The sequence below is a fragment of the Flavobacterium sediminilitoris genome, assembly GCF_023008245.1.
Classification (GTDB): Bacteria; Bacteroidota; Bacteroidia; order Flavobacteriales; family Flavobacteriaceae; genus Flavobacterium; species Flavobacterium sediminilitoris.
The window spans coordinates 3,264,100-3,289,132 of the sequence record NZ_CP090145.1 but is presented as its reverse complement, the minus strand read 5'-3'; the positions used below and the strand labels follow the sequence as shown (position 1 = coordinate 3,289,132).

The 25,033-nt window shown below is 29.2% G+C and carries 26 protein-coding genes; 6 read left to right on the top strand and 20 right to left on the bottom strand.

What is annotated here, in order from left to right:
- Positions 1 to 211: 211 nt before the first annotated feature.
- The 16 genes from LXD69_RS15120 to LXD69_RS15045 form a co-directional block, all read right to left on the bottom strand.
- Complete coding sequence (locus LXD69_RS15120; protein WP_246915991.1) at positions 212 to 595, bottom strand: ribosomal maturation YjgA family protein; 384 nt, start codon at positions 593 to 595, stop codon at positions 212 to 214.
- An 18-nt stretch (positions 596 to 613) separates the two neighbouring features.
- A complete protein-coding gene (locus LXD69_RS15115) occupies positions 614 to 1,561 on the bottom strand; it encodes a tRNA dihydrouridine synthase (protein ID WP_246915990.1) in 948 nt (315 codons plus the stop codon).
- Positions 1,562 to 1,686: 125 nt separating this feature from the next.
- Complete coding sequence (locus LXD69_RS15110) at positions 1,687 to 3,225, bottom strand: flotillin family protein (RefSeq protein ID WP_246915989.1); 1,539 nt, start codon at positions 3,223 to 3,225, stop codon at positions 1,687 to 1,689.
- 23 nt (positions 3,226 to 3,248) lie between these two features.
- Complete coding sequence (locus tag LXD69_RS15105; RefSeq protein ID WP_045967145.1) at positions 3,249 to 3,809, bottom strand: NfeD family protein; 561 nt, start codon at positions 3,807 to 3,809, stop codon at positions 3,249 to 3,251.
- A gap of 93 nt (positions 3,810 to 3,902) precedes the next feature.
- Positions 3,903 to 4,664, bottom strand: a complete 762-nt coding sequence (trpA, locus tag LXD69_RS15100; protein WP_045967146.1) for a tryptophan synthase subunit alpha — start codon at positions 4,662 to 4,664, stop codon at positions 3,903 to 3,905.
- A gap of 19 nt (positions 4,665 to 4,683) precedes the next feature.
- Positions 4,684 to 5,871, bottom strand: coding sequence for a tryptophan synthase subunit beta (trpB, locus tag LXD69_RS15095; RefSeq protein ID WP_045967150.1), 1,188 nt, complete (start codon positions 5,869 to 5,871; stop codon positions 4,684 to 4,686).
- Entirely contained in the window at positions 5,855 to 6,466 is a 612-nt protein-coding gene (locus tag LXD69_RS15090) for a phosphoribosylanthranilate isomerase (protein WP_235270879.1), read from the bottom strand. The genes trpB and LXD69_RS15090 overlap by 17 nt, the downstream gene beginning before the upstream one ends.
- Positions 6,467 to 6,492: 26 nt before the next feature.
- On the bottom strand, positions 6,493 to 7,278 hold the full coding sequence (trpC, locus tag LXD69_RS15085) for an indole-3-glycerol phosphate synthase TrpC (RefSeq protein ID WP_045967154.1): 786 nt from the start codon (positions 7,276 to 7,278) through the stop codon (positions 6,493 to 6,495).
- Between the two features lie 57 nt (positions 7,279 to 7,335).
- Positions 7,336 to 8,331, bottom strand: coding sequence for an anthranilate phosphoribosyltransferase (gene trpD, locus LXD69_RS15080; RefSeq protein WP_246915988.1), 996 nt, complete (start codon positions 8,329 to 8,331; stop codon positions 7,336 to 7,338).
- A gap of 67 nt (positions 8,332 to 8,398) precedes the next feature.
- Positions 8,399 to 8,962, bottom strand: a complete 564-nt coding sequence (locus tag LXD69_RS15075) for an anthranilate synthase component II (protein WP_045967467.1) — start codon at positions 8,960 to 8,962, stop codon at positions 8,399 to 8,401.
- A 30-nt stretch (positions 8,963 to 8,992) separates the two neighbouring features.
- Complete coding sequence (locus tag LXD69_RS15070) at positions 8,993 to 10,393, bottom strand: anthranilate synthase component I family protein (RefSeq protein ID WP_246915987.1); 1,401 nt, start codon at positions 10,391 to 10,393, stop codon at positions 8,993 to 8,995.
- Between the two features lie 290 nt (positions 10,394 to 10,683).
- Entirely contained in the window at positions 10,684 to 11,223 is a 540-nt protein-coding gene (locus LXD69_RS15065; protein WP_246915986.1) for a YbhB/YbcL family Raf kinase inhibitor-like protein, read from the bottom strand.
- A gap of 80 nt (positions 11,224 to 11,303) precedes the next feature.
- Positions 11,304 to 12,170: a helix-turn-helix domain-containing protein gene (locus tag LXD69_RS15060; RefSeq protein ID WP_246915985.1), complete on the bottom strand. Its 867-nt coding sequence runs from the start codon at positions 12,168 to 12,170 to the stop codon at positions 11,304 to 11,306.
- 109 nt (positions 12,171 to 12,279) lie between these two features.
- Entirely contained in the window at positions 12,280 to 12,846 is a 567-nt protein-coding gene (locus tag LXD69_RS15055; protein WP_045967469.1) for a YceI family protein, read from the bottom strand.
- Positions 12,847 to 12,871: 25 nt separating this feature from the next.
- The gene (locus tag LXD69_RS15050; protein ID WP_246915983.1) at positions 12,872 to 13,504 is read right to left on the bottom strand and encodes an NAD(P)H-dependent oxidoreductase; all 633 of its coding nucleotides are present in this window, start codon (positions 13,502 to 13,504) and stop codon (positions 12,872 to 12,874) included.
- Positions 13,505 to 13,506: 2 nt separating this feature from the next.
- The gene (locus LXD69_RS15045) at positions 13,507 to 13,962 is read right to left on the bottom strand and encodes a MarR family winged helix-turn-helix transcriptional regulator (protein ID WP_045967163.1); all 456 of its coding nucleotides are present in this window, start codon (positions 13,960 to 13,962) and stop codon (positions 13,507 to 13,509) included.
- A gap of 134 nt (positions 13,963 to 14,096) precedes the next feature.
- Here LXD69_RS15045 and LXD69_RS15040 point away from each other — a divergent pair, with 134 nt between their 5' ends.
- Genes LXD69_RS15040 through LXD69_RS15030 form a run of 3 tightly spaced genes read left to right on the top strand, consistent with a single transcriptional unit; the run spans position 14,097 to position 15,563 of the window.
- Complete coding sequence (locus LXD69_RS15040) at positions 14,097 to 14,609, top strand: TlpA family protein disulfide reductase (RefSeq protein ID WP_045967165.1); 513 nt, start codon at positions 14,097 to 14,099, stop codon at positions 14,607 to 14,609.
- Between the two features lie 9 nt (positions 14,610 to 14,618).
- Positions 14,619 to 15,230: a thioredoxin family protein gene (locus LXD69_RS15035; protein WP_246915982.1), complete on the top strand. Its 612-nt coding sequence runs from the start codon at positions 14,619 to 14,621 to the stop codon at positions 15,228 to 15,230.
- 24 nt (positions 15,231 to 15,254) lie between these two features.
- Positions 15,255 to 15,563 (top strand): rhodanese-like domain-containing protein, encoded by a 309-nt coding sequence (locus LXD69_RS15030; protein WP_045967171.1) that lies wholly within the window; start codon positions 15,255 to 15,257, stop codon positions 15,561 to 15,563.
- Between the two features lie 69 nt (positions 15,564 to 15,632).
- Here the strand turns inward: LXD69_RS15030 and LXD69_RS15025 are convergent, their stop codons facing one another.
- From LXD69_RS15025 to LXD69_RS15010, 4 genes are all read right to left on the bottom strand, one after another.
- A complete protein-coding gene (locus tag LXD69_RS15025; protein ID WP_246915980.1) occupies positions 15,633 to 16,742 on the bottom strand; it encodes an endonuclease in 1,110 nt (369 codons plus the stop codon).
- Between the two features lie 20 nt (positions 16,743 to 16,762).
- A complete protein-coding gene (locus LXD69_RS15020; protein ID WP_246915978.1) occupies positions 16,763 to 17,977 on the bottom strand; it encodes an RsmB/NOP family class I SAM-dependent RNA methyltransferase in 1,215 nt (404 codons plus the stop codon).
- Between the two features lie 75 nt (positions 17,978 to 18,052).
- Complete coding sequence (locus LXD69_RS15015) at positions 18,053 to 19,339, bottom strand: hypothetical protein (protein ID WP_246915976.1); 1,287 nt, start codon at positions 19,337 to 19,339, stop codon at positions 18,053 to 18,055.
- Between the two features lie 57 nt (positions 19,340 to 19,396).
- Positions 19,397 to 20,074 carry a Crp/Fnr family transcriptional regulator gene (locus LXD69_RS15010; RefSeq protein ID WP_045967176.1) on the bottom strand — a complete coding sequence of 226 codons (678 nt, stop codon included), beginning with the start codon at positions 20,072 to 20,074 and terminating at the stop codon, positions 19,397 to 19,399.
- A 105-nt stretch (positions 20,075 to 20,179) separates the two neighbouring features.
- Here LXD69_RS15010 and LXD69_RS15005 point away from each other — a divergent pair, with 105 nt between their 5' ends.
- From LXD69_RS15005 to ccoN, 3 genes are all read left to right on the top strand, one after another.
- The gene (locus LXD69_RS15005; protein WP_246915975.1) at positions 20,180 to 22,555 is read left to right on the top strand and encodes a heavy metal translocating P-type ATPase metal-binding domain-containing protein; all 2,376 of its coding nucleotides are present in this window, start codon (positions 20,180 to 20,182) and stop codon (positions 22,553 to 22,555) included.
- Positions 22,556 to 22,636: 81 nt separating this feature from the next.
- Entirely contained in the window at positions 22,637 to 22,828 is a 192-nt protein-coding gene (gene ccoS / locus LXD69_RS15000; protein WP_045967183.1) for a cbb3-type cytochrome oxidase assembly protein CcoS, read from the top strand.
- Positions 22,829 to 22,831: 3 nt separating this feature from the next.
- Positions 22,832 to 25,027 carry a cytochrome-c oxidase, cbb3-type subunit I gene (gene ccoN / locus LXD69_RS14995; RefSeq protein ID WP_045967185.1) on the top strand — a complete coding sequence of 732 codons (2,196 nt, stop codon included), beginning with the start codon at positions 22,832 to 22,834 and terminating at the stop codon, positions 25,025 to 25,027.
- Positions 25,028 to 25,033: the final 6 nt, after the last annotated feature.

Here is a 25,033-nt window from a genome sequence, read left to right as displayed (position 1 = left end):
ATTATTTAAATAGTTGGTATTTTAAGAGTTCTATGAAATCTAATAGATATTTACAACATATCAAGTCGGTTAACAATTTTTCGAATTGATTTATCAGCAATATATAAATATTGTTTTGTTACTATTATGACCTATAATTTTTGAATGCAGTATATTTAGAATAAAGAGAGTATATTTTGCCATAAACGAAACTCATTTAATCTGATTTTCTTTAATTGATTGTTAAACCTATTGTTTTCCTTTTTTCAATAATAACTATAAGTATGTATCCAATGGTATAGCATATTAGATCGATCCATGAGAATGAAGTTCCAATTATTATTCGAGCTATTTTATACTGTTCTAAGCCTAGTCTTTCAACAATATTAAAATATTGAAGGGTTTCGATTGTAAAAGAAAAGAGGAGAACAAATAGGGCAACAATTGCTACGCGTGATTTTATGAATGATTTTATGAAGCAATATAGAAGTATTACTACTAAAACATCACCTAAATAGGGTCTTATAAAAGTATCTTTTATGTATAGTGCAATTATAACTTCAATAACAAAGATAAATAGTGTTAATATAAAATAGTTTTTATTGAATGTTAACATTTGTAAGAATTAATTATTTTACTTTTCCTTTTTTAAAATCTCTTTAACTGCTTCTTGATACGCTCTAGGGCTTTGGGCTTTTTTAATTTTTTTGAATGTTTTTTGAGGATCGGAAAAAGAATTTGAAAAGTAGCCCCAAAAACCTAGCATTTTCATTCGTATAGGTGTTGGACCAGAGAGAGCTGCATCATATTCTTGATAAATGGTGTCGTGAAATTCACTGAAAATTTGCCATCGGTCTTTTGGATACTCAATAGTATTGTTTTTGATCATGCTTGGTAAAAAAGGATCAGCAATTAAACCGCGACCTATCATAAAATGATCTATATTTGGAAAGCGTTCTTGCATTTCTCTATATTTAGCTACAGAAGTAATATCACCATTATAATATAACTTATGTTTGGTATTTTCGGTACAACGTTGAAAAGCTTCTAAATTAACACCGCCATTGTATAATTGTTTTCCAATTCGGGCATGAATGGCAATATTTTTTAAAGGATATTTATCCAAAATAGGAAAAACATCCAAAATTTCTTCTGGATTTTCGTAACCCATTCTCATTTTCATTGATACCACTACATCTGTTTCACTATGCGCTCTTTCTAAGATATGATCAATTTTTGTAGGTTGGCAAATCAGTCCAGAACCCATGCCTCTTTTGGTTACCATTGGATAAGGACAACCTAAATTCCAGTTGAGTTCTTTGTATCCCAATTCTTGGATGTACTTGACTACAAATAGAAATTCATCAGCATCATTAGTCATTACTTGTGGAATGAGTTCCAAAGTATTGTTATTTTCTAATTGTAAATCAAGTTGGTACGAATTTTTTATAATTAATTTTCCATCTAAACGAATATATGGTGCATAATAAGTATCAATACCACCGAAATATTTATGTAAAGCATTTCTAAATCGGAAATCGGTAAAACCTTGTAAAGGCGATGAGAGTAGAGTAGGAGTCATACATTTATTTGAATGGCAAAGATAATAGAAAAGGTGTTGGTTGTTTTATATCAAAAATAAAAATCCCAAAAACCATTAGGAATTTGGGATTTAATCTCAAAATTTTGAGATTGGAATTTGTTTAATTATTTCACTTCTTCTGATGAAGTGTTATCATCATTAGTTTTGGCAATTTCAGTTGGTTTTACTTCTGTGGCTTTATCATCACCTTTCAAATATGTTGGTAAATTTAAACCAGCCATATTGAATAAATCATTTAATGGTGGAACTGTTTTCATCATACCAGAAATGAAATTGGCAGTTGAACCATTTCCATCTTGATTATTTCCAGAGTCCCAAACTGTAATTTTATCAATTTTGATGTTTTTAACTGCTTCCACTTGGGTTTTAACCAATTCTGGTAATTTTTCAATTAACAATAATTGGAATGCTTTTGTTGGATCACCGCCAGCAGCACTAACCACTTCACGATAACCTTCTGCTTGTTTGGTTAAGATTTCAAATAAACCTTTTGCTTCTGCTTCCATTTTTGCAAAAATAGCATCTGCTTCTCCTTTTGCTTGAACTCTTGTTTTTTCAGCTTCAGCTTGTGCATCAATAATTGCTTTTTGTTTTGCAATTTCAGCAGGAATTACAATATTAGCATTTTGTGTAGAACGTTCTCTTTCGGCACGTGCTTGTTCCGCTTTTTGTTCCGCTACATATGATTCTTCTAATGCTCTTGCACTTTGTACTTTTTCAGAAGCTAAAGCGATTCTTAATGCTTCTGCTTCACGTTCACGACGAGTTGCTTCTGATTGTGCAATGGCAATTTTAGCCTCATTTTCTCCTTGAATAGCAATAGCATTTGCTTCTGATGTTTTTACACGTGTATCTCTTTGCGCTTCTGCTTTACCAATACTTTCGTCTTTAAAGGCTGCGGCAATACTTACTTCTCTGTCTTTATTAGTAATTGCAATTTTTACATCACGATCTCTATGTGTTTCGGCAATTTGAACGTCTTTCTCACGATCAGCCATTGCTTTTCCAGTTTCTCCAATTTTTTCTTGTTCAGCTACTGAAATTTTAGCCTCGTTAATGGCTTTTGCAGCAGCTTCTTTTCCTAATGCTTCAATATAGCCTGATTCGTCTTTAATATCGGTTACGTTAACGTTAATTAATTTTAAACCAATTTTCTTTAATTCTGAATCTACGTTTTTAGAAATGTTATCTAAGAATTTATCTCTATCTGAGTTAATTTCTTCAATAGTCATTGTTGCAATTACTAAACGCAATTGACCAAATAAAATATCTTTTGCTAATTCTTGAATCTGATCAGGTGAAAGTCCTAATAAACGTTCAGCAGCAGTATTCATACTATCTGTTTCTGTTGAAATTGCAATGGTGAAACGACAAGGAACATCAACACGAATGTTTTGACGAGAAAGAGCATTTGTTAAGTTTGCTTCAATAGAAATAGGTTTTAAATCTAAGTATTGATAATCTTGAATTACAGGCCAAATAAAGGCACCACCACCGTGAACACATTTAGCAGATGTGCCACCTGTGCGACCATAAATAACTAAGATTTTATCCGACGGACATCTTTTGTAACGAGAAATTAAGGTAACAAAAGTTACGAATAGCACAAATGCGGCTACAACAATAATAATTAATTCAGACATAATTTAATATATAAGGATAAGGATTAAAATTTTTCTACAATAAGGATACTATTTTCTATAGCAATAACTTTAACAACAGAACCTGATGGGATTTTTTCAGCATTAGTGGTCATAGCTTCTAACTCATGGAAAGCTCCGTTTACACTAATTTGAATTTTTCCTTTTCCTAATTTATTTTCAGGAATAGTTAAATAAACATCGGCTGTTTTGTTTAATGTATTTTCTAGTTTAAAGCTATTATCTTCAGATAGTTTTAAAATTTGTTTTATTAGTATAAAGAATACAGCAACAAAAATAATTCCGACTAATACTGAAATAATGATTAAGATGGTTTTGTTCTCAAATTTGTGATAAAATGATATTCCTGTCCAACTAAATCCTAGTAAAAAATTGATTAAGTTTCTAAGAGTAAATAGTTCAAAAGGCATATCTCCTGCATCACCTCCGTCAGAATCAGCATCCGATTCAGCTCCTCCTAAACCAATGAAAGTAGCAATTGTTTGTAGTGAAAAGAAAATACTCACTGGTAATGCAATGTACCAAAACGCCTTTAATAAAGGCTCATAGTTTTCTAAAAAGTTCATAGTTGTAAGTTAGTTATGGTAATTATACGATTACTTTTACAAAAAAGTTACAAAATGATGTTAAAAAACTATAAGCTTTATATTATGAGTATATTATTTAATAAATGAAATGAAGTTTTTAATTTTTGAAACAGGGTTATTTTTTAAAAATTTGATGAATGCACTACCAATGATTGCTCCTTTTTGATATTTTGTGGCTTGTTGAAATGTTTCGTTGTCTTTAATTCCAAATCCAACAATTTGTGGATTTTTTAAATTTAAGTTAGCAATTCTTTTAAAATAGTCTAATTGTTCTATTCCAAAACCAGACTGGCTTCCTGTTACGGCTGCTGTGCTTACCATATAAATAAAACTATTAGAGATAGTGTCAATTTGTGTAATGCGTTCGTTTGAGGTTTGAGGTGTTATTAAAAAGATATTTTTTAGGTCATGTTTTTCAAAAATAAATTTGTATTCATTTTGGTATACGTCTAAAGGTAAATCGGGAATAATTAAGCCATCAATTCCAATTTCTGCACATTTTTGACAAAATTTTTCAATTCCATATTGCATCATTGGATTAAAATATCCCATTATAATTAATGGAATTTGTATCGTTTTTCTAATATCTTTTAATTGGTTGAATAGGATAGTTGTTGTCATTCCATTTTCAATTGCAATTGTAGAACTTTCTTGGATTGTTGGTCCATCAGCTAGAGGATCTGAAAATGGCAGTCCTATTTCGATCATATCTACTCCACTTTGTTCTAATTCTTTGATAATAGGTACAGTATCATTTAAATTAGGGTAACCAGCAGTAAAATATATAGATAATAATTTTTTATCTTCTAAAAGTTTTGCGTTTATTCTTTTCATTTTATTGTTTCTAAATTTTTTAGAATTTGAAATAATCGATGTATGTGTTTAAATCTTTGTCACCACGACCAGAAAGGTTAATTACCACTATATCTGTTGGTCTAAATTGTTTTTTATCTAATACCGCAAAGGCATGAGCCGTTTCTATTGCAGGTATAATTCCTTCTGTTTTACAAATATTTAAACCAGCTTGCATAGCTTCATTATCAGTAATAGCTATAAATTCAGCGCGATTAGAATCGTGTAAGTGAGCATGTAAAGGTCCTACACCTGGATAATCTAAACCAGCAGAAATAGAGTAGGGCTCTGTGATTTGTCCGTCTTCAGTTTGCATTAGCAAAGTTTTACTTCCGTGAATAATTCCGATTTTGCCTAATACTGATGTAGCAGCACTTTCACCAGAATCAACTCCATGACCTGCTGCTTCAACTGCAATTAATTTTACGTTTTCATTATCTAAAAATTCATAGAAAGCACCAGCAGCATTACTACCTCCTCCAACACAAGCAACTACATAATCAGGATTTTCCTTGTCTTCTTGGTCTAATAATTGGGTTTTAATTTCTTTTGAAATTACACTTTGAAATTTTGCCACCATATCTGGATAAGGATGAGGGCCAACGACTGAACCGATAATATAAAAGGTGTCTAATGGATTGTTAATCCAATCTCTAATAGCTTCGTTTGTTGCATCTTTTAAGGTTTTTGATCCTGAAGTTGCAGGTCGGACAGTTGCGCCTAACATTTTCATACGAGCTACATTTGGAGCTTGACGTTTAATGTCTATTTCTCCCATGTAAACGATGCATTCTAATCCCATTAAGGCACAAACTGTAGCTGTAGCTACACCGTGTTGTCCTGCTCCGGTTTCGGCTATAATTCTTGTTTTACCTAATCGTTTTGCCATTAGAATTTGCCCAATCGTATTGTTTACTTTGTGAGCTCCTGTGTGACATAGATCTTCTCTTTTTAGGTATATTTTTGTATTGTATTTTTCTGATAACCGTTTTGCGAAATACAATGGTGTTGGTCTGCCTACATATTGTTTTAATAATGTGTTGAATTCTTCTTTAAATGAAGGTTCATTCATTATTTTTAAATAATTTTCTTTTAATTCTTCTACATTTGGATATAACATTTCAGGGATAAACGCTCCACCAAATTTTCCATAAAATCCATTTTCGTCTACATTATATTTCGTCTTCATATAATAATCTTTTTAGTCTTCTTAATTTAGAATAATTTTTAAATCCTGTTCTTCTTTCAAATCGGCTATTTACATCAATTCCGTAACAATATTTGGCTATACCAGTACTTAAAAATGATTTTATTGCATCAACACTTGTTAATCCTATTCCGCCACTTAAGAAAAATGGTTTTGATAGTTTATAATTTACTAATAAATCCCAGTTAAATGAGATTCCATTTCCGCCAGGTAATCTTCCTTTCGTATCAAAAAGAAAGAAATCTACATTGTCTTCGTATTCTAAAAGTTTATCGAAGTTGAAGGTTTCATCAATTGAAAAAGCTTTAATGACTTCTACATTTAATTCCTTAATTTCTTTACAAAAATTAGGAGATTCTATGCCATGTAATTGAATAGCATCAAATTTGAATTGATTAATTTTACTTTTAATGACTTCAATGTTTTCATCTACAAATACTCCTACTTTTTTTATGTGTTTTGGAATTTCAATTATTTCATCATTATCATATTTTCGTAATGATTTTTTCCAAAAAATAAAGCCTAAATAACTTGGTTCTAATGAGCAGATTTCCTGAATATTTTCTGGAAATTTCATGCCACATATTTTTAGTTTAACGTCCATCATAATATAGTTTTATTAATAAATTCTTTTGCTGCTAAACCTGGGTTTTCTGTTTTCATGAAGTGTTCTCCCATTAAAAAGCCTTGGTAACCAAATTGTTGTAGTTCTTTTATTACATCAACTGTTTCAATACCACTTTCTGATACTTTAACAAATTCATCAGGAATTAATGAGGATAGTTTTTTACTAAAATCTAAACTTACTTCAAAGGTTTTTAAATTACGATTATTTACACCAATCATGTCTAAACTATACATAATTGATTTTTCTAATTCTTCTTGGTTGTGTACTTCGAGTAGAACTTCTAATGCTAAACTTTGTGCAAATTCTGATAATCGTTTAATTTCTTCTCTTGATAAAACGGCTGCAATTAGTAATATAACATCTGCTCCGTGTGCTTTTGCTTCTAAAATTTGGTATTCATCAATTATAAATTCTTTGCGTAATAAAGGTATGTTTACAGAAGCTTTTGCTAATATTAAATCATCTAATGAGCCACCAAAATACTTTCCATCAGTTAAAACTGAAATTCCAGAAGCTCCTGCATTTTGATAGCCAATAACAACGTCTTCAACAGAATGTTTATTATTGATAATTGATTTTGAAGGTGATCTTCTTTTATGTTCTGTGATGATACCTGATAAGCTATTTTTTAATAGTTTACTCATAGAGTATGTACGACCATTAAATAAAACAGAAGCTTCAAGTTGAGAAACAGGAATAATTGATTTTTTTACTTCAACTTCTCTTTTTTTATCAATAATAATTTTATCAAGTATATTCATTTTATTTTTATGTTTTTACTTGCATTCGATTGATTTCTCGAATTTATACAAGTTTTTTTAATTTTTACTTATTGTTATTAATTTATTTAATTTTTCAAATGCTTTTCCGCTATTTAAGCTTTCTTGTGCTTTTGCTAATGCGTTTTCATAGGTAGATTTTTCGACTGTTTGTATGGCAATTGCAGCATTTACACAAACCACATTATTTTGTTCTGATGATCCGTTTCCTGAAATTACTTTATGAAAAATTTTAGCCGATTCATCAACTGTTTTTCCTCCTTTTATGAATTCTAAATTAATTTTTGGTAATTTGAAATCTTCGGGTTTTAAGATTATTTCAGATGAATTAGATATAATTTTTACATCATCCGTTAGAGATACTTCATCAAATCCGCTTAAACCGTGTAAAATACTATAGTTTGTATTTGTATTTTGGTATAAATAGGCATACATTCGAGCTAATTCTAAACTAAATACACCTACCATTTGATTTCTTGGAAATGATGGGTTTACCATTGGACCAAGCATATTGAAAAACGTTTTTACACCTAATTCTTTTCGAATGGGACCAACATTTTTCATTGCAGGATGAAATAATGGTGCGTGAAGAATGGCAATATTTGTTTCTTCAATTGATTTTGTTAAGAAATCGATGTCATTTGTGAATTTTACACCCATTTGTTCCATTACATTGCTTGATCCTGAAATGGAAGAAACTCCGTAATTTCCATGTTTTGCTACTTTAATTCCTGCTCCAGCAACAATAAATGAGGCTAAAGTGGAAATGTTGAAAGTGTCTTTTCCATCTCCACCTGTTCCGCATAAATCAATTGTATTGTAAGCAGAAAAGTCTACAGGAATGCAAAGTTCAAGTAAAGCTTCACGAAAACCTGAAAGTTCTTCAATAGTGATGCTTCTCATTAGATAAACGGTAAGAAATGAAGCTATTTGACTGGAATTATAGTTTCCTGATGATATGTTGACTAATACTTCTTTTGCTTCTGTTTTTGATAGTATTTCGTGATTTATAAGTCGATTTAGTATTGTTTTCATTTTTTTAATGATTAGTTTCCTTCGATAAGCTTAGGATAATGATTAATAATAATTAGTGTTTTTTATGCTAATTGTTTAACCAATTTTCTAATATTTTTTTTCCGTGAGGTGTTAAAACACTTTCTGGATGATATTGCACACCTTTAACATCATACGTTTTGTGTCTTAAAGACATAATTTGTCCGTTACTGTCTACCGATGTTATTTCTAATGAATCGGGAAAATTTTCAGGACTAACAACCCATGAATGATAGCGACCTACTTCAATATTTTTTGGAATATCTGTGAATAATGTGTCTTGAACAATATTTGTAACATTTGTGGCTATTCCATGATATACTTTTTCTAAGTTTATTAGGTTTCCTCCAAATACTTCTCCTATTGCTTGTTGACCAAGGCATACTCCAAGTATGCTTTTTGTGGGAGCATATTTTTTTATGACTTCCTTTAATAATCCAGCTTCATCGGGAATTCCTGGACCAGGCGAAAGTAAAATTTTGTCAAATTGTTCTAATTCTTCTAATTCAAATTCATCATTACGAAAAACGGTAACTGTTGCATTTAAATCTTCTAAATAATGTACTAAATTATAAGTAAAGCTATCGTAATTATCGATGACTACTATTTTCATTTTATTGTTTTGTTTCATTTTTTCGTTCATTTATATGGTTTCTGCAATTTCAAGTGCTTTTTGTAATGCTCCTAGTTTGTTATATACTTCTTGCATTTCATTTTCTTCAGATGAGCTTTCAACTATTCCTGCTCCAGCTTGAAAATGTAATTCGTGATTTTTGCTTAGAAAGCTTCTAATCATAATTGCATGATTAAAGTTTCCTTCAAAATCCATGAATCCAATAGCACCACCATAAAAGCCTCTATTTGTTTTTTCTATTTTTTCTATTAACTCCATTGCTTTGTATTTTGGAGCACCACTTAGTGTTCCTGCTGGAAATGTTTTAGAGACTAAATCCATAAAATTGTAGTTTTCTTTTAGTTTTCCAGTTACTTTTGATACTAAATGTATTACATGTGAAAAGAATTGTACTTCTTTGTAATTTTCAACTTTAACTTCATTACAACTTCTGCTTAAATCATTGCGAGCAAGATCTACAAGCATTACATGTTCGCTATTTTCTTTAGCATCTTCTCCTAGTCTTTTAGCTAATTCTGCATCTTTTTCATCGTTTCCAGTACGTTTAAATGTTCCTGCAATAGGATGAATTTCAGCATGTTTATCTTTAATGACTAATTGTGCTTCTGGTGATGATCCGAATATTTTAAAATTTCCATAATCAAAATAAAATAAATAGGGAGATGGGTTTATGCTTCGTAGAGCTCTATAGACATTAAATTCATCTCCTTTAAATGGTTGGGAAAATTTTCTCGATAGTACTAATTGAAATACATCACCTCTATGACAATGTTTTTTTGCCAAGGTTACATATTCTTTAAATTGATCATCTGTTAAGTTTGAATAACCATCTTTTGATTTTGTAAAGCTAAACGAAGCGAAGTTTTTAGCTTGAAGTAATTGGTTAATTTCGTCAGTATTATTTGTGTTATCAATGCTATGACAAAAAATATAAGCTTCATTTTTAAAATGATTTATGGCTATAATATTTTGATATATAGCATAGTATATTTCTGGAATTTCATTTTTGTGAGGCTTATTTCCGATTTTTATAGTTTCAAAATGTTGTATTGCATCGTAAGATATATAGCCAAATAATCCATTGTTTATGAATTTAAATTTTGATTCATCAGTTTTAAATTGCTTTGAAAAATTTTCAAGTTCATTTATTACATTGATTGATTTGTCAATGGGAATGATTTCAGAATGATTATTTGGAAATATAGTTTCAATTTTTTGATTTTCAACTTTGAATGATGCAATAGGGTTGAAGCAGATGTAGGAGAATGTATTATCATTTGCATGGTAATCACTACTTTCCAATAGAATACTATTTGGGAATTTATCTCTTATTTTTAAATATACACTTACAGGTGTAATTGTATCTGCTAGTATTTGTTTGTGTGATGTGTGAAGTTTGTATGTTTTCATATTGTGTGTTTTCTTTTTACTAAGTTCTATTTATGGCATAAAAAAAAGGCTTGTCGTGATTGACAAGCCTTTTATATGTATTATATTTTTTAAATTATACTATAGCAGGATTTGCTCACGACGTTTGACGTAAGTTGTTCCACCACCAAGTATTGTTTAAAAACGGTATCATTTATTTCTTAATTAAGGCACAAATATAGCAAAAGTTTATTTTTATATACAAGTTTTGTATAAAAAAGTCTGAAAAATATTTTTTAAAACTCTTTTGTATTAATTATTTTGTACATGATTTATCTGTTATAATACACAACAATTGAAGCTTTTTCAATAGTATTTTGCCATAAATAGTATCCTACAATTTCAGGATTAGTACTTTCTGTTAATCCTAATTTATCGGTTTTAAGAGCATGAATAGTAATAATGTAAGCGTGAATTCCGTGACCTTCAGGAGGACATGGACCACCATATCCGTTTATATTATAACTCGTTTTACTTTGAATAACATTTTTTGGAGTTAAATTTAAACTCATATTTCCAGCATTGGAAACCAATTCATTTATGTTTGAAGGGATATCAAAAACAACCCAATGCCAAAAACCACTTCCTGTAGGAGCATCTGGATCATACATAGTAATGGCAAAACTTTTGGTTCCTTTTGGAGCGTTTTCCCACGATAATTGAGGTGAAACGTTTTCGCCTGAACAACCAAAACCATTAAATTCTTGTTTTTTTGTGGATTGACCGCCTACGTCTTTACTTTTCAAAGTAAATGTTTGTGCTTGACTGAATGTTGTAGTCAATAAAAGTAATGCTAAAGTTAATTTTTTCATGATATTTTAATTTAATTTGATGCTTCAAAATTAAATTAACACGAATTAAATTAATTGTTCTAAATGGTCAAAAAATGTTGCTATTGGTTCAATTCTTGAATTTGATATTGCTTAGGAGTAATACCAAATTTATGTTTGAAAGATTGTGTAAAACTAGAAAGACTTTCATAACCTATTGTTGCATAAACATCTATCGGTCTCTCTTTTTCAATAAGTAACATTTGAACTGATTTTTCTAATCTTCTTTCTTGTATCCATTTACTTGGAGACATACCATAAATTTTATTAAATTCTCTTTTGAAGGTTGATAGACTCATGTGCGATAAAAAAGCTAATTCTTCCAATGTTAATTTGGAAAAAATATTATTTTCAACTGCATTTTTTAAGCGAATATGGTGTTTTTGAACAGGAATAGTATTGAAAAAATTCAGAATTTCAACTCCTTTTTCTTGAATCAAATAATAAAGAATTTCTTCTAGTTTAAGCTTCAAAAAATCTTCATTTATTTTGGTATTTGAATTTAATAATTGTTCCATAGAAATCACAAAATTTTTAATGAAACTATCATATTCTATGACTTTAAACTTTTTGTGTGCTTGCTTTTTTTGAAGATTAGAATCTGTGAAAAGTTCGTATTTCCTTTTAAAATTTTTAATAAAGTCATCATTGAAAAAAAATAAAAGGCTGACATATTTTTGATTGTCTGATAATTTTTCAGACATGAGGCAATTTCCTGATTTTGCTATTACAAACTCATTGTTTGTAATAGCTTTCGAGTAATTTTCATGATACAGCTCTTTAGAACCTTCGAGTAAGAAACTAATTAAATTTGCATTTAATTGAATTTTAGTTTTATTTGAATGGGCATCACTTATAAAATAATGAACATAGACTTCTGGTAATGTCTTTTTGGAAAAGAAATAGTTTGGTAATTCTAATTTAATCATAACTTTATTTTGAGTTATAAAAATACTAAAATTAAATGTTTCTAAAAGGTCAAAAAAAAAATGCCCAATTAATGGGCATTTTTCTATTTATAACAGTTTGTTATTTTTATTAGAAGTTTAGTGTAACATCTAATTCAAATTCATCATAGATTGTTTTGTCTCCTAGATTATCAAAAAATGAACCTGAACCATATTTAATATCATATTTAGCTCTATCTACAATTAATTTAGTTGTAGCCGAATTACCATTTATAGTAATGTCAAAAGTAATAGGGTTTGTTTTTCCTTTGATTGTTAAATCTGCTGTTACAGTAGAAGTGTTGTTTCCTTTATCTGTTAATGTTTTGAATACTAAAGTTGCAGTAGGAAATTTTTCAACACCAAAGAAATCATCTGATTTTAAATGTCCGTCTAATTTTCCTTTGTAGTCACCTGTTAAATCAGTTGTATTAATACTTGTCATGTCTACAACAAATGTTCCACCTACTAATTTTTTCTTTTTGAATACTAAAGCTCCTTCTTTTAAATCAATAGTACCATTGTGTTTTCCAGTAACTTTTTTACCTAACCATTCAACTTTACTTTTTTGAACATTTACTTTTTTAGTAGTTTGAGCAGATACTGATACTGTAACTAGTGTTACTAATGCTAATGCAATTGTTTTTAAATTTTTCATTTTTCTGTTTTTTTTGTGTTTATAATTATAGTGTAATAAATAATTCTTCGTTTGATTTGCGAACTTTTGTATAATGTTGTGTAACATCTTCCTCATGACGATACCCAACAGTTGCTATTAATGACGCATTTAGTCCAAGTTTGTCTAAACCTAAAATCTCATTATATTTTTCTGGTTCAAATCCTTCCATTGGTGTTACGTCAATTCTTAATTCAGCAGCAGCATTTAATAAGTTAGCCATTGCTAAATAAGTTTGTTTAGAAGTCCAAACTGTTTTTTTGTCTTGTGAAAGTGGAACAATTTTAGATTTCATAAAGTCGCTATAACCTTTTAAATCTTCAATATTTAAATCTCTTGTTGTTGCAATATTGTTTAAATAGTCGTCAATATGCTTTTCTTGAATGTCTACAATATTTGCAAAAACAAATAGGTGTGAAGCATCAATAATTTGACTTTGTCCCCATGAAACAGGTTGTAATTGTTTTCTAATTTCAGGATTTTCAATTATAAATACTCTATAAGGTTGTAATCCGTAAGAAGATGTACTTAATCTAATTGCTTCCTTTAGTGTTTCTAAATCTTCTGTTGTGATTTTTTTTGTGCTATCAAATTTTTTTGTAGCATATCGCCAGTTTTGGCTTTCAATGAATGTACTCATATTTAAATTTCTCTAAGTTTTTCTAATAAATTATTTAATTGTTCTAATTCTAAGTTTGATAAGTTTTTTGTAAAAATTTTATCGTGTTCTTCTATAATTGGATCAAGTTCGGAAAGAACATCTAATCCTTTTTGTGTAATATTAACTTCAATTTTACGTCTATTATTTGGACAAGTATTGCGCTTTACCATATCTTTTAATAATAGTTTATCAATTAATCTTGTTGTATTACTGTTTTTTGTAATCATTCTTTCTTGAATATCTTGCATATTCAAATGTTTTCCTTTTTGACCTCTCAGTATGCGAAGAACGTTATACTGTTCGCTTGAAATTTCATAAGGCTTTAATAATTCACTGAATTTGTCACTAATAAAATTTCGGGTAAATGTTAAGTTTAGCATGACTTTCTTTGTTATACTTAGTTTTACTGTACTTTTTATTTCTGCTTCAATATTCATTTGTATGTACTTTATTTGTATGTACAAATGTAATACATTTTTTTATTTGTATATACAAGTATGTAATAAAATTTTGTTAAATTTTTATATTGAGATAGAGTAAGGGTTAAATTTGATAATTAAACTTAGCTAGGATGCGATATTTATTTTTTACGTTTATATTTTCATGGTATGCTTATTCTCAAAATGAAGTGAAACCTATAAAGGTTTATGAAATAGATGATATTAAAGTGGAATCATATAATTATGAAGGATTTGAAAATTTCATGAATATGAAAGATGAGTACACTTATATAATTAATTTTTGGGCTACTTGGTGTGCGCCTTGTATAAAAGAATTACCTTATTTTGAAGAAGTAGGAGAGGATTATAAAAACAGAAATGTAAAAGTAATTTTAGTTAGCTTAGATTTTCCAAAGCAAGTAGAAAAGGGACTAATTCCTTTTATTAATAAAAAGAAATTAAAATCTACAGTTATTCATTTAGATGATCCAGATGCAAATTCTTGGATTGAAAAAGTTAGTGAAAGTTGGTCAGGCGCTATTCCTGCAACCATTATTTATAATAAAAATAACTCAAAATTTTATGAACAGTCATTTACACATGATGAATTAGAAAAAGAGTTGAATAAAATGTTAAACCAATAAAAGTATATTATGAAAGTATTTAAGATTATTTTTTCTATGTTTTTGCTAATGCTTGTTAGTGCATTTACAATTAATACATTTAGTTCGGGTTATGATATTAATGATGTAGCCACTGATTTTAAGCTTAAAAATGTTGATGGTAAGTTTGTTTCTTTAAGTGATTATAAGGATGCAAAAGGATTTATTGTAGTTTTTACGTGTAATCATTGTCCGTATGCAGTTGCATATGAAGATAGAATAATTGAATTAGATAAAAAATATAAAAAATTAGGTTACCCTGTAATTGCTATTAATCCTAATAATCCAGAAGTTCAAGATAAAGATAGTTATGAATTGATGAAAGTAAGAGCTAAAGAAAAAGGTTTTACTTTTCCTTATTTATTTGATGAGGGACAAAAAATATATCCTCAATATGGTGCTACAAAAACACCACATGTTTATGTATTACAAAAAGGAAAAGATGGTAACAAAGTAAAGTATATAGGAGCAATTGATGATAATCATTCAGACGAAAGTGCTGTAAAAGTAAAATATGTAGAAAATGCGGTTGATGCTTTATTGAAAAATAAAGAAGTGACTGTAAAAGTTACAAAAGCTATTGGATGTTCAATCAAAGCATAGTATTTTTGAATCAAAATTATTAGAATGAATTTAGATCAACAGCAATGGTGGAATCAGTTTTTAACTGATGAAAAAGGAATTATAGTAGATGTTCGAACAGAAGAAGAGGTTAATAGAGGAAGAATTCCAGGTTCTATTAATATCGATATTTTTAAAGGACAAGGATTTATTTATCAGGTTGAAGAATTAGATAAGGAAAAAAATTATTATGTTTATTGTGCAGCAGGTTCTAGAAGTGCAAATGCATGTAATATTATGAGAGAACTTGGTTTTACAAATGCTTATAATTTAGTAGGTGGTATTTCTGAATGGGAAGGACCAATTGAGAATTAAGAAATCATAAACTAATAAAAAGGAAGACAATTTGTCTTCCTTTTTTTTGTATTATTAAATCAGAGTAAATTAGTTTACAATGATTTTTTTAATGATTTTTCCATTGTCAGAGGCAATTTCTACTAAATAAAAACCACTAGATAAATTAGAAACTTGATAAGTTTCATTACTAATAGTATTTGGTTGTTCAATTTTTTGAATTATTTGACCATTTACATTATATATAATTATACTTTTTAAAGTTGTTGTTGTTGAAATATAAAACTCATTTATAGTTGGATTTGGATAAACAGTGATATTTTCAACAGAAGCAAAATCAGGAGTATTTAATGTTGCACATTGAGAATTATATATTTGGCAAACGTATTCTGGATGATCTATAAAAGGATTCCTATTATTCTGATATGTGTAAATAGCATTATTACGATCAATCTCTTTTTGAGAAACAGGATCATTAAAATGCCAATTTAATAAAGTATATAAAAAAGTATCTGTCAAAACTTGATCTGATGTTCCATTGAACATATCATAATTCCAATTAGTAACTTGTGTTTCATATCGAGTTATAAAATAGAAATAAATTCGAGCAATATCTCCTTTAAACTCATCAATTGGTTCAAAAACAGTATTACTATATCCTGAAAACAATCCAGTATTGATATTATTTCCTAATTTAGACCCATTTCTAGTTGGATTTGTAATTCCACTTTGTGAAACTAAATTAGCACCAACATAACCAAAAGGATGGTTACTTCTAAATCCATTTACACGTCCATCTGTAGGTAGTAAGTGGTGTGCATCACCTCTCATAGGAGCATTTTGGTTAAAAATAGATTGAGGAATAACATGTTCTTTATTATAACAAACACCTTCTCCATTATAATTGCCACATTCATCAATTACCGGAGTATAATTATATGGATCAATTCCAGTAGGGTTTTCAGAATAGATGTCTAAAATAGTACTGTTATCATTTTCATAATAAAGATCTAAATCATTTGTAGCCGTAAATGCATCAAAAGCATCATAGCCTTGATCATTATGATTTGTTATAATATTATATAATTGTGTTTTTAAAGTATATCCAGATCCAGTTGCTGTATCATAATATCCTGTGGGGATTTGCGAAAAGCTGTAACTTAACGTTAATAGTAATAAAAGGGTAAAGTTTTTTTTCATAGTTAAGTGATAAAAAAGTGTTATATTTTTCGTTCTAAGAGTGCCATATAAAATCCGTCAAATCCACTTTGATGCGCTAAAACTTTTTTTTCTTTTACAAAAGTAAAGTTTTGTCCCGCTTCCGTAGTTAAGAAGTGTTTAACTTGTTCTTCGTTTTCTGAAGGAAGTACTGAACATGTTGCATAAACCATTTTTCCACCTGGTTTTACAATTTTTGAGTAGTTTTGTAATACTTCTGCCTGTACTTTTTTGATATTATCAATAAATTCAGGTTGTAGTTTCCATTTACTATCAGGATTACGTTTCATAACTCCTAAACCACTACATGGTGCATCTATTAGTACTCTATCTGCTTTTTCATGTAGTTTTTTTATCACCTTTGTAGAATCGATCACTCTAAATTCTACATTATGTACTCCATTTCGTTTGGCTCTTAATTTTAATTGTTTTAATTTACTTTCATAAATGTCCATTGCAATTAACTGCCCTTTGTTCTCCATTAATGAAGCCATGTGAAGTGTTTTTCCTCCAGCTCCAGCACATGTATCTACAACACGCATACCTGGTTTTACATCTAAAAAATAAGCTACTAATTGTGAAGATGCGTCTTGTACTTCAAAATAGCCTGCCTTAAAAACATCTGTCATGAAAACGTTAGCTCTTTCTTTTAAAATTAATGCATCTTCATAATCTTTTGAAATATTTGTTTCAATATTCAAATCCATTAAAATAGCTCTTAATTTTTCCTTTGTAGTTTTTAATGTATTGACTCTAAGGATAACTTCAGCTTGTTTATTTTGAGCTTCAAGTTCTTTGGTCCAAATAGTTTCGCCAAGTTCTTTAACACCTAATTCGTCCATCCAATCAGGAATTGATTCTTTGAATTTTCTAATTTTTGATAATTCATCAAATTTACCTTTAATTTTCCTAGCAGGTGTATTTTCAAAATACTTCCAATCAGGTAAATTAATACCTCTTAAAACAGCCCAAACGGCAAATATTCTCCAAATATTATCTCTATCGTATGGCTCTCTTACTTCAGCAATTTCAGCATATAGACGTTTCCATCTTACAATTTCATATATTGTTTCTGCTACAAATTTTCTATCACTGCTTCCCCAACGTTTATCTTTTTTTAAAGCTCTTGCTACTACTTTGTCTGCATACTCTCCTTCATTAAAAATAGTTAATAATGAATCTATAACAGTAAATACTAAGTTTCTATGTAATCTCATTTTTTATTTAATCAGCTTGCAAAGATAAGTAATTAATACAAAAAAAGCTGTCTATTTTGACAGCTTTCTTTATTGTTATGATCTACCTCCTCGACCGGAATTTTCTCGACCAGATGAAGAACTTCTGCTTCCGCTAGAATTTCCGCTCTGTCTTGTTGTACTTCTTGTTTGAGTACTACTTCTATTTGAACTAGAACTTCTAGATTCTGAGTAGTTTTTTGGAGTACTATTTCCTCTTGAAGAACCCATATTAGTATTACTTCTCGTTGAAATTCTTGGCGAACTTATACTAGAACTAGTATTACTTCTTGTTGAAGTAGAAACTCTAGGTGAACTTATACTAGAATTAGTATTACTTCTTGTCGAAGTTGAAACTCTAGGCGAACTTATACTAGAATTAGTATTACTTCTTGTCGAAGTAGAAACTCTAGGTGAACTTATACCAGAATTAGTGTTATTTCTTGTTGAAGTAGAAATTCTAGGAGTTGTACCATTTATATCATTTCTTCTTGTAGAAGATGTTCTTGTACCATTTTCATTTGAACTAATTCTATTATTTCTTACTGATGAAGAGTTTCTATTGCTTGTTAGTTCTCTAGAACCAGAAACACGAGTTCTTATATTTCTATTTTGATCTAATTCGTATCTGTTTGAATACCCACTATTTCTATAGCTAAAAGACCTGTTAGGATATCTTCTTTCATAAGCATTTGCTCTTCTACCATAGTAGCTGTTATAGGCATAAGCACATCTTCTTGTCGATACATAATTGTAAGTATTACCAAAATTAATATGTATTGCTATATGATTACGATATCTAAAAATTGGAAAAGGACGATAGTAAGTATAATATGTAGGATAATAATTCCAATACCAAGTTGAATAATATGGACGATAGTTTGATATCCAAAAATTGGTGTAAATTACTGGTCTGTGAACATATACAGGCTCATAAATATAGTTATCTCCATACATATAAACATCACCTACAACTTGAACTTGTATATTATTGTTATTATCTTTTTCAACTTCTACAGAAGCTACATCTTGATATAGATCTTTGTCTAAAACTGCTTGTATAACAATAATATGTGCATTTCCTTCAATAGATTCGATAACCCTTAGATAATCTACATAATTATCATTGTTTAAATCTAAATTTGATATTTGCGATTTAGGATCATTTAATCGTCTTTCAAAGTCTTCTAAATCTGATGCATCACCAAAAATGGTAGCAACGGCTCTTAAATCTAAGTTATCACTAATATCACTGTTATTTGCTCTAACTGTAGTTTTATCTTGCGCAAAAGAAGTAATTGCAAAGAGAAAACTAAATATTCCTGTTATTAAATTCGTTTTCATATCATTCAATATTTATTGTTACATTTGAATGATTTCAATTATTATGCCAAAAATAAATTAGGAGATTTTTTTAAGCGTATTTTTATCTTTTATAAGTATTTTTTTACCTATAATATCAATGTACCCATTTTTATTAAAGTCTGATAATAAACGAATACAACTTTCTGTTGCAGTACCAATCATTCCAGCCAATTCTTCTCTAGATAATTGTATTCGGATGGTTCCATCAATATTTGTTCCAAATGATTGTTCTAAATATAATAAGGCTTCTGCTAAACGTTGCTTAACTGTTTTTTGAGCCATATCAACCATGTGATCATCAGATTCTTTTAAATCTCCACAAATTGTTTTCATAACATTCATTGAAAAATCATTGTTTTGATTGAAGAATTGTAAAATTTCGTTTTTTGGAACAAAACAAACTTCCATGTCTTCTAATGCTATAGCAGATAAGTTTGCAGATTCTTCACTTATCATAGAACGTTGCCCTAATAATTCACCAGGTTTAACCAATTTTACTATTTGATCTTTACCATTAGAGCTTAATTTTGATAGTTTACAAACACCGTCTTTAATGCAAAATATACCATTTAAGGTTTCACCTTCTTCAAAAATTGGCTGTCCTTTTTTTATAGTATATGATGTCTTACAATTAGCAACTTTTATAAGCTCATCTTTTGTTAAAGCTTTTATCGAACTGAATTGCCTAACTATACATTGTTCACATTTGCTCATAATTGGGATGTTTTTATTCTCACAAAGATAATCAAAGTATGATAAATATCATATTTTAAATTGATTCCTTTTGCAACCTTTGTTATAGGTAAAATGAGCAAATTTATGGATACAAAAGAATGTTTCCATTGTGGTAATAAAATTATAAAAAAAGACGAAATTATTTTTGATGAAAAATCTTTCTGTTGTAATGGTTGTAAAACGGTTTACGAGATTTTTAGTCAAAATGATTTGACATGTTATTATGATTTTCAAAATACTCCTGGAGCAACACCACAAGAAATTAATGGAAAATATGATTTTTTAGAAGATGAGAAAATTATTTCTAAACTTCTTGATTTTCAGGAAGATAAAACAAATATTGTTTCACTTTTTATTCCTCATATACATTGTAGTTCGTGTATTTGGATTTTGGAAAATTTACAAAAACTTCAAAAAGGTATAAGTACTTCACAAGTTAATTTTCCAGAAAAGAAAGTGAGAATTACTTATGATGCAACAAAAGTTTCGCTTAAAGAATTGGTACTTCTATTAAGTTCTATAGGCTATGAACCTTACATTAGTTTAGATAATTTTGATGAAGGAAAAAAGAAGGTAGATAGAAGTTTAATTTATAAACTTGGGATTGCTTTTTTCTGTTTTGGAAATATTATGTTACTATCTTTTCCAGAATATTTTGAGGTAGAAGAATTTTGGATTAATCAATATAGAGGTTTCTTTAGATGGTTAATTTTTGCATTATCGCTACCTTCATTTCTATATTCAGCAAGTGATTATTATGTTTCAGCTTATAAAAGTATAAAATCTAAAATGCTGAATATTGATATTCCTATTGCTTTAGGAATCTTAGTAATGTTTATAAGAAGTACAATTGATATTCTTTTCGATTATGGACAAGGTTTTTTCGATAGCTTAACAGGTCTTATTTTCTTTATGTTATTAGGTAAATTATTTCAACAAAAAACCTATAGCTTTTTATCCTTTGAAAGAGATTATAAATCTTATTTCCCAATTGCAATTACAAAACTGACAAGTGAAAGAAAAGAAGTACCAGTTCAGGTTTATGACATAGAAAAAGGAGATCGATTAGTTATTAGAAATCAAGAATTAATTCCTGTAGATGCTATTTTAATAACAGAAAAAGCATCAATTGATTATAGTTTTGTTACAGGAGAGGCAATTCCTATTGAAAAGAAATCGGGCGATAAGGTTTATGCAGGAGGAAAAATTATAGGAAATGTAGTAGAATTAGAAGTCTTATTTTCTGTTTCTCAAAGTTATCTAACACAACTCTGGAGTAATGATGTTTTTCAGAAGAAAATCGATCAAAAACATAAAACTATAACTGACACAGTCAGTCGATATTTTACACCTATTTTATTATTATTAGCTTTTGTAGCATTTGGTATTTGGCTATTTATAGATGTTTCAATGGCTTTTAATGTGTTAACCGCAATTTTAATTGTTGCTTGTCCATGTGCTTTAGCATTAACAGCTCCTTTTACTTTAGGAAATGTATTGCGAATAATGGGAAATCAGAAAATGTATCTTAAGAATGCAACTGTTATTGAGCAATTAGCTAAAGTTGATACTATTGTTTTTGATAAAACAGGCACAATTACTTCTAATAAAAAATCTTCAGTCAATTTTTATGGTAAAGAATTTTCTAATGATGAATTAAAATTAGTAAAAAATGTAATTAGAGGATCAAATCATCCTTTAAGTAGAAAAATATACGATTTTATACCAAATATTGAGAAAATTGATATTGATGAATTTAATGAAATAACAGGAAAGGGAATAATTGCTAAAGTCGAAAATAATATAATAAAAATCGGATCGTCATCATTGGTGAATTATTTAGAGAATGAAACATCAAAGCAAACTAGAGTTCATATTAAGATTAATGATGTTTACAAAGGTTATTATTATTTTGATAACCAATATAGAAGCGGATTGGAAGAATTATTTGAAAATTTGAGTATTCATTATGAATTAAAAATTCTTTCAGGAGATAATGACGGAGAAAAGCAAACATTACAAGAATTATTACCTGAAAAAACAGAATTGATTTTTAATCAAAAACCAGAACAAAAACTAGAATATATAGAGAAGTTGCAACAGAAAGGAAAAAATGTAATGATGATCGGAGATGGATTAAATGATGCAGGAGCATTAGCGCAAAGTAATGTAGGTATATCTATTTCAGAAAACGTCAATGTATTTTCTCCTGCTTGTGATGGAATTATGGATGCAAGTCAATTTTCGAGAATAGGGTATTACTTGAAATTTTCAAAAAATGCAATGCGAATTATTTATATGAGTTTTGGACTTTCATTATCGTATAACTTAATTGGATTATCGTTTGCAATTACAGGAAATTTATCGCCATTAATAGCTGCAATTATAATGCCTTTAAGCTCTATAACAGTAGTTAGCTTTGTTACAATAATGTCTAATTATTATGCGAAAAAGAATTGATGTTGTTTTTTTGAACACACATGATAAATGTCATATTTTATGAATAAAGCTAGAAGTACATTTGTTTTATAATTTAAAGGTATGAGTGTAATTTATATATTAATCACAATCAGTATAGTTGTTGCTATTGGCTTTTTGATTGCTTTTATAAAGGCAGTAAAAAGTGGTCAATATGATGATGATTATACACCATCGGTCAGAATGTTATTTGACGATGAATTAAAAAAGAGTTCTGAAAAAACAATAAAAGTAGAAAAACAAAAAACAATCTAAATTATGGAGATGCAACAATTTTATTACGACAACAAAATTGTAAAGAAGTTCCTTTATGCTAGTATACTATTTGGAGTTGTAGGTATGTTAGTTGGATTAACAGTGGCATTTATGTTTATTTTTCCAAATATGACCGATGGAATTCCTTGGTTAAGTTTTGGTAGATTAAGACCATTACATACAAATGCAGTCATTTTTGCCTTTGTAGGAAATGCAATATTTGCAGGAATATATTATTCTTTACAACGTTTGTTGAAAACAAGAATGTATAGCGATGTATTAAGTAATATTAACTTTTGGGGTTGGCAATTAATTATAGTTGCAGCAGCCATTACATTACCTTTAGGATATACTACTTCAAAAGAATATGCCGAATTAGAATGGCCTATTGATATTGCAATAGCAATAATTTGGGTTGTTTTTGGTATCAATATGATTATGACAATTCTTCGTAGAAGAGAACGTCATTTATATGTTGCGATTTGGTTTTATATCGCCACTTTTGTAACAGTTGCCGTACTGCATATCTTTAATAGTTTAGAATTACCTGTTTCTGCAATGAAGAGTTACTCTGTTTATGCAGGAGTTCAAGATGCTTTAGTACAATGGTGGTATGGACATAATGCAGTAGCCTTTTTCTTAACAACACCATTCTTAGGTCTAATGTATTATTTTGTTCCAAAAGCAGCTAACAGACCTGTATATTCTTATAGATTATCAATTATTCACTTCTGGTCGTTAATTTTCTTATATATCTGGGCTGGACCACATCACTTATTGTATACAGCTTTACCAGATTGGGCTCAAAATTTAGGAGTTGTATTTTCAATCATGTTAATAGCACCATCTTGGGGAGGAATGATTAATGGATTGTTAACATTAAGAGGTGTTTGGGATAAAGTAAGAACAGAACCAGTATTAAAATTCTTCGTAGTAGGTATAACAGGTTATGGAATGGCTACATTTGAAGGACCAATGTTATCCCTTAAAAATGTAAATGCAATTGCTCACTTCACAGACTGGATTGTTGCTCACGTTCACGTAGGAGCTTTAGCATGGAACGGATTTATGACATTTGGTATGATTTATTGGTTAATACCAAGAATGACAAAAACAAAATTATATTCTACAGCATTAGCTAATTTCCATTTTTGGATAGGTACTTTAGGAATTATTTTATATGCACTTCCAATGTATGTTGCAGGATTTATGCAAGCATCTATGTGGGATCAATTTAAACCAGATGGAACATTACAATATGGAAATTTCCTTGAAACAGTTACCGAAATTATGCCTTTCTATTTAATGAGAGCAATTGGAGGAACGTTATTCGTAATAGGATTACTAGTATTAGTTTATAATATTATTAGAACTGTAATGGCAGGAAAAGCTGTTGAAGACGAATTAGCAGAAGCTCCAGCATTAGTGAAAATTTCATCAGGAAGATTAAAAGGAGAAAAATTTCACCCATGGTTAGAAAGAAAACCTATTCAATTAACCATTTTAGCAACTATTGCAATATTAATAGGAGGAATTATTCAAATTGTACCTACAATTATGGTAAAATCTAATATACCTACAATTTCAAGTGTAAAACCATATACTCCATTAGAATTAGAAGGTAGAGATATTTATATACGTGAAGGGTGTAATAACTGTCACTCACAAATGATTAGACCTTTCCGTTCAGAAGTAATGCGTTATGGAGAATATTCAAAAGGAGGAGAATTTGTTTATGATCATCCTTTCTTATGGGGATCAAAACGTACAGGACCAGATTTAGCTAGAGAAGGAGTTCCTGGTAAACCAAACAATGGTGGACGTTCAGATGATTGGCATTTTAATCACATGTGGAATCCTCAAAGTACTTCAGATGGATCTATTATGCCTGGATATAAATGGATTATCAGAAATTCATTAGACAAATCATCAACTCAAGATAAAATGAGAGCAATGCAATCTTTAGGAGTTCCTTATACTGATGTTGAAGTAGCTACTGCAATGGATTCTATAGAAAAGCAAGCCTCTAAAATAGGAGATAACTTGATGAAAAATAAAGACATTAAAAAATCTTTTGAAGAACAAAAAAGATTACAAGGTAAAGAGTTTGTTCCAGTAAAAGACAGAGAAATTGTAGCCTTAATTGCTTATTTGCAACGTTTAGGAACTGATATAACAAAACAAGATAACGCTAAATAATTTGAG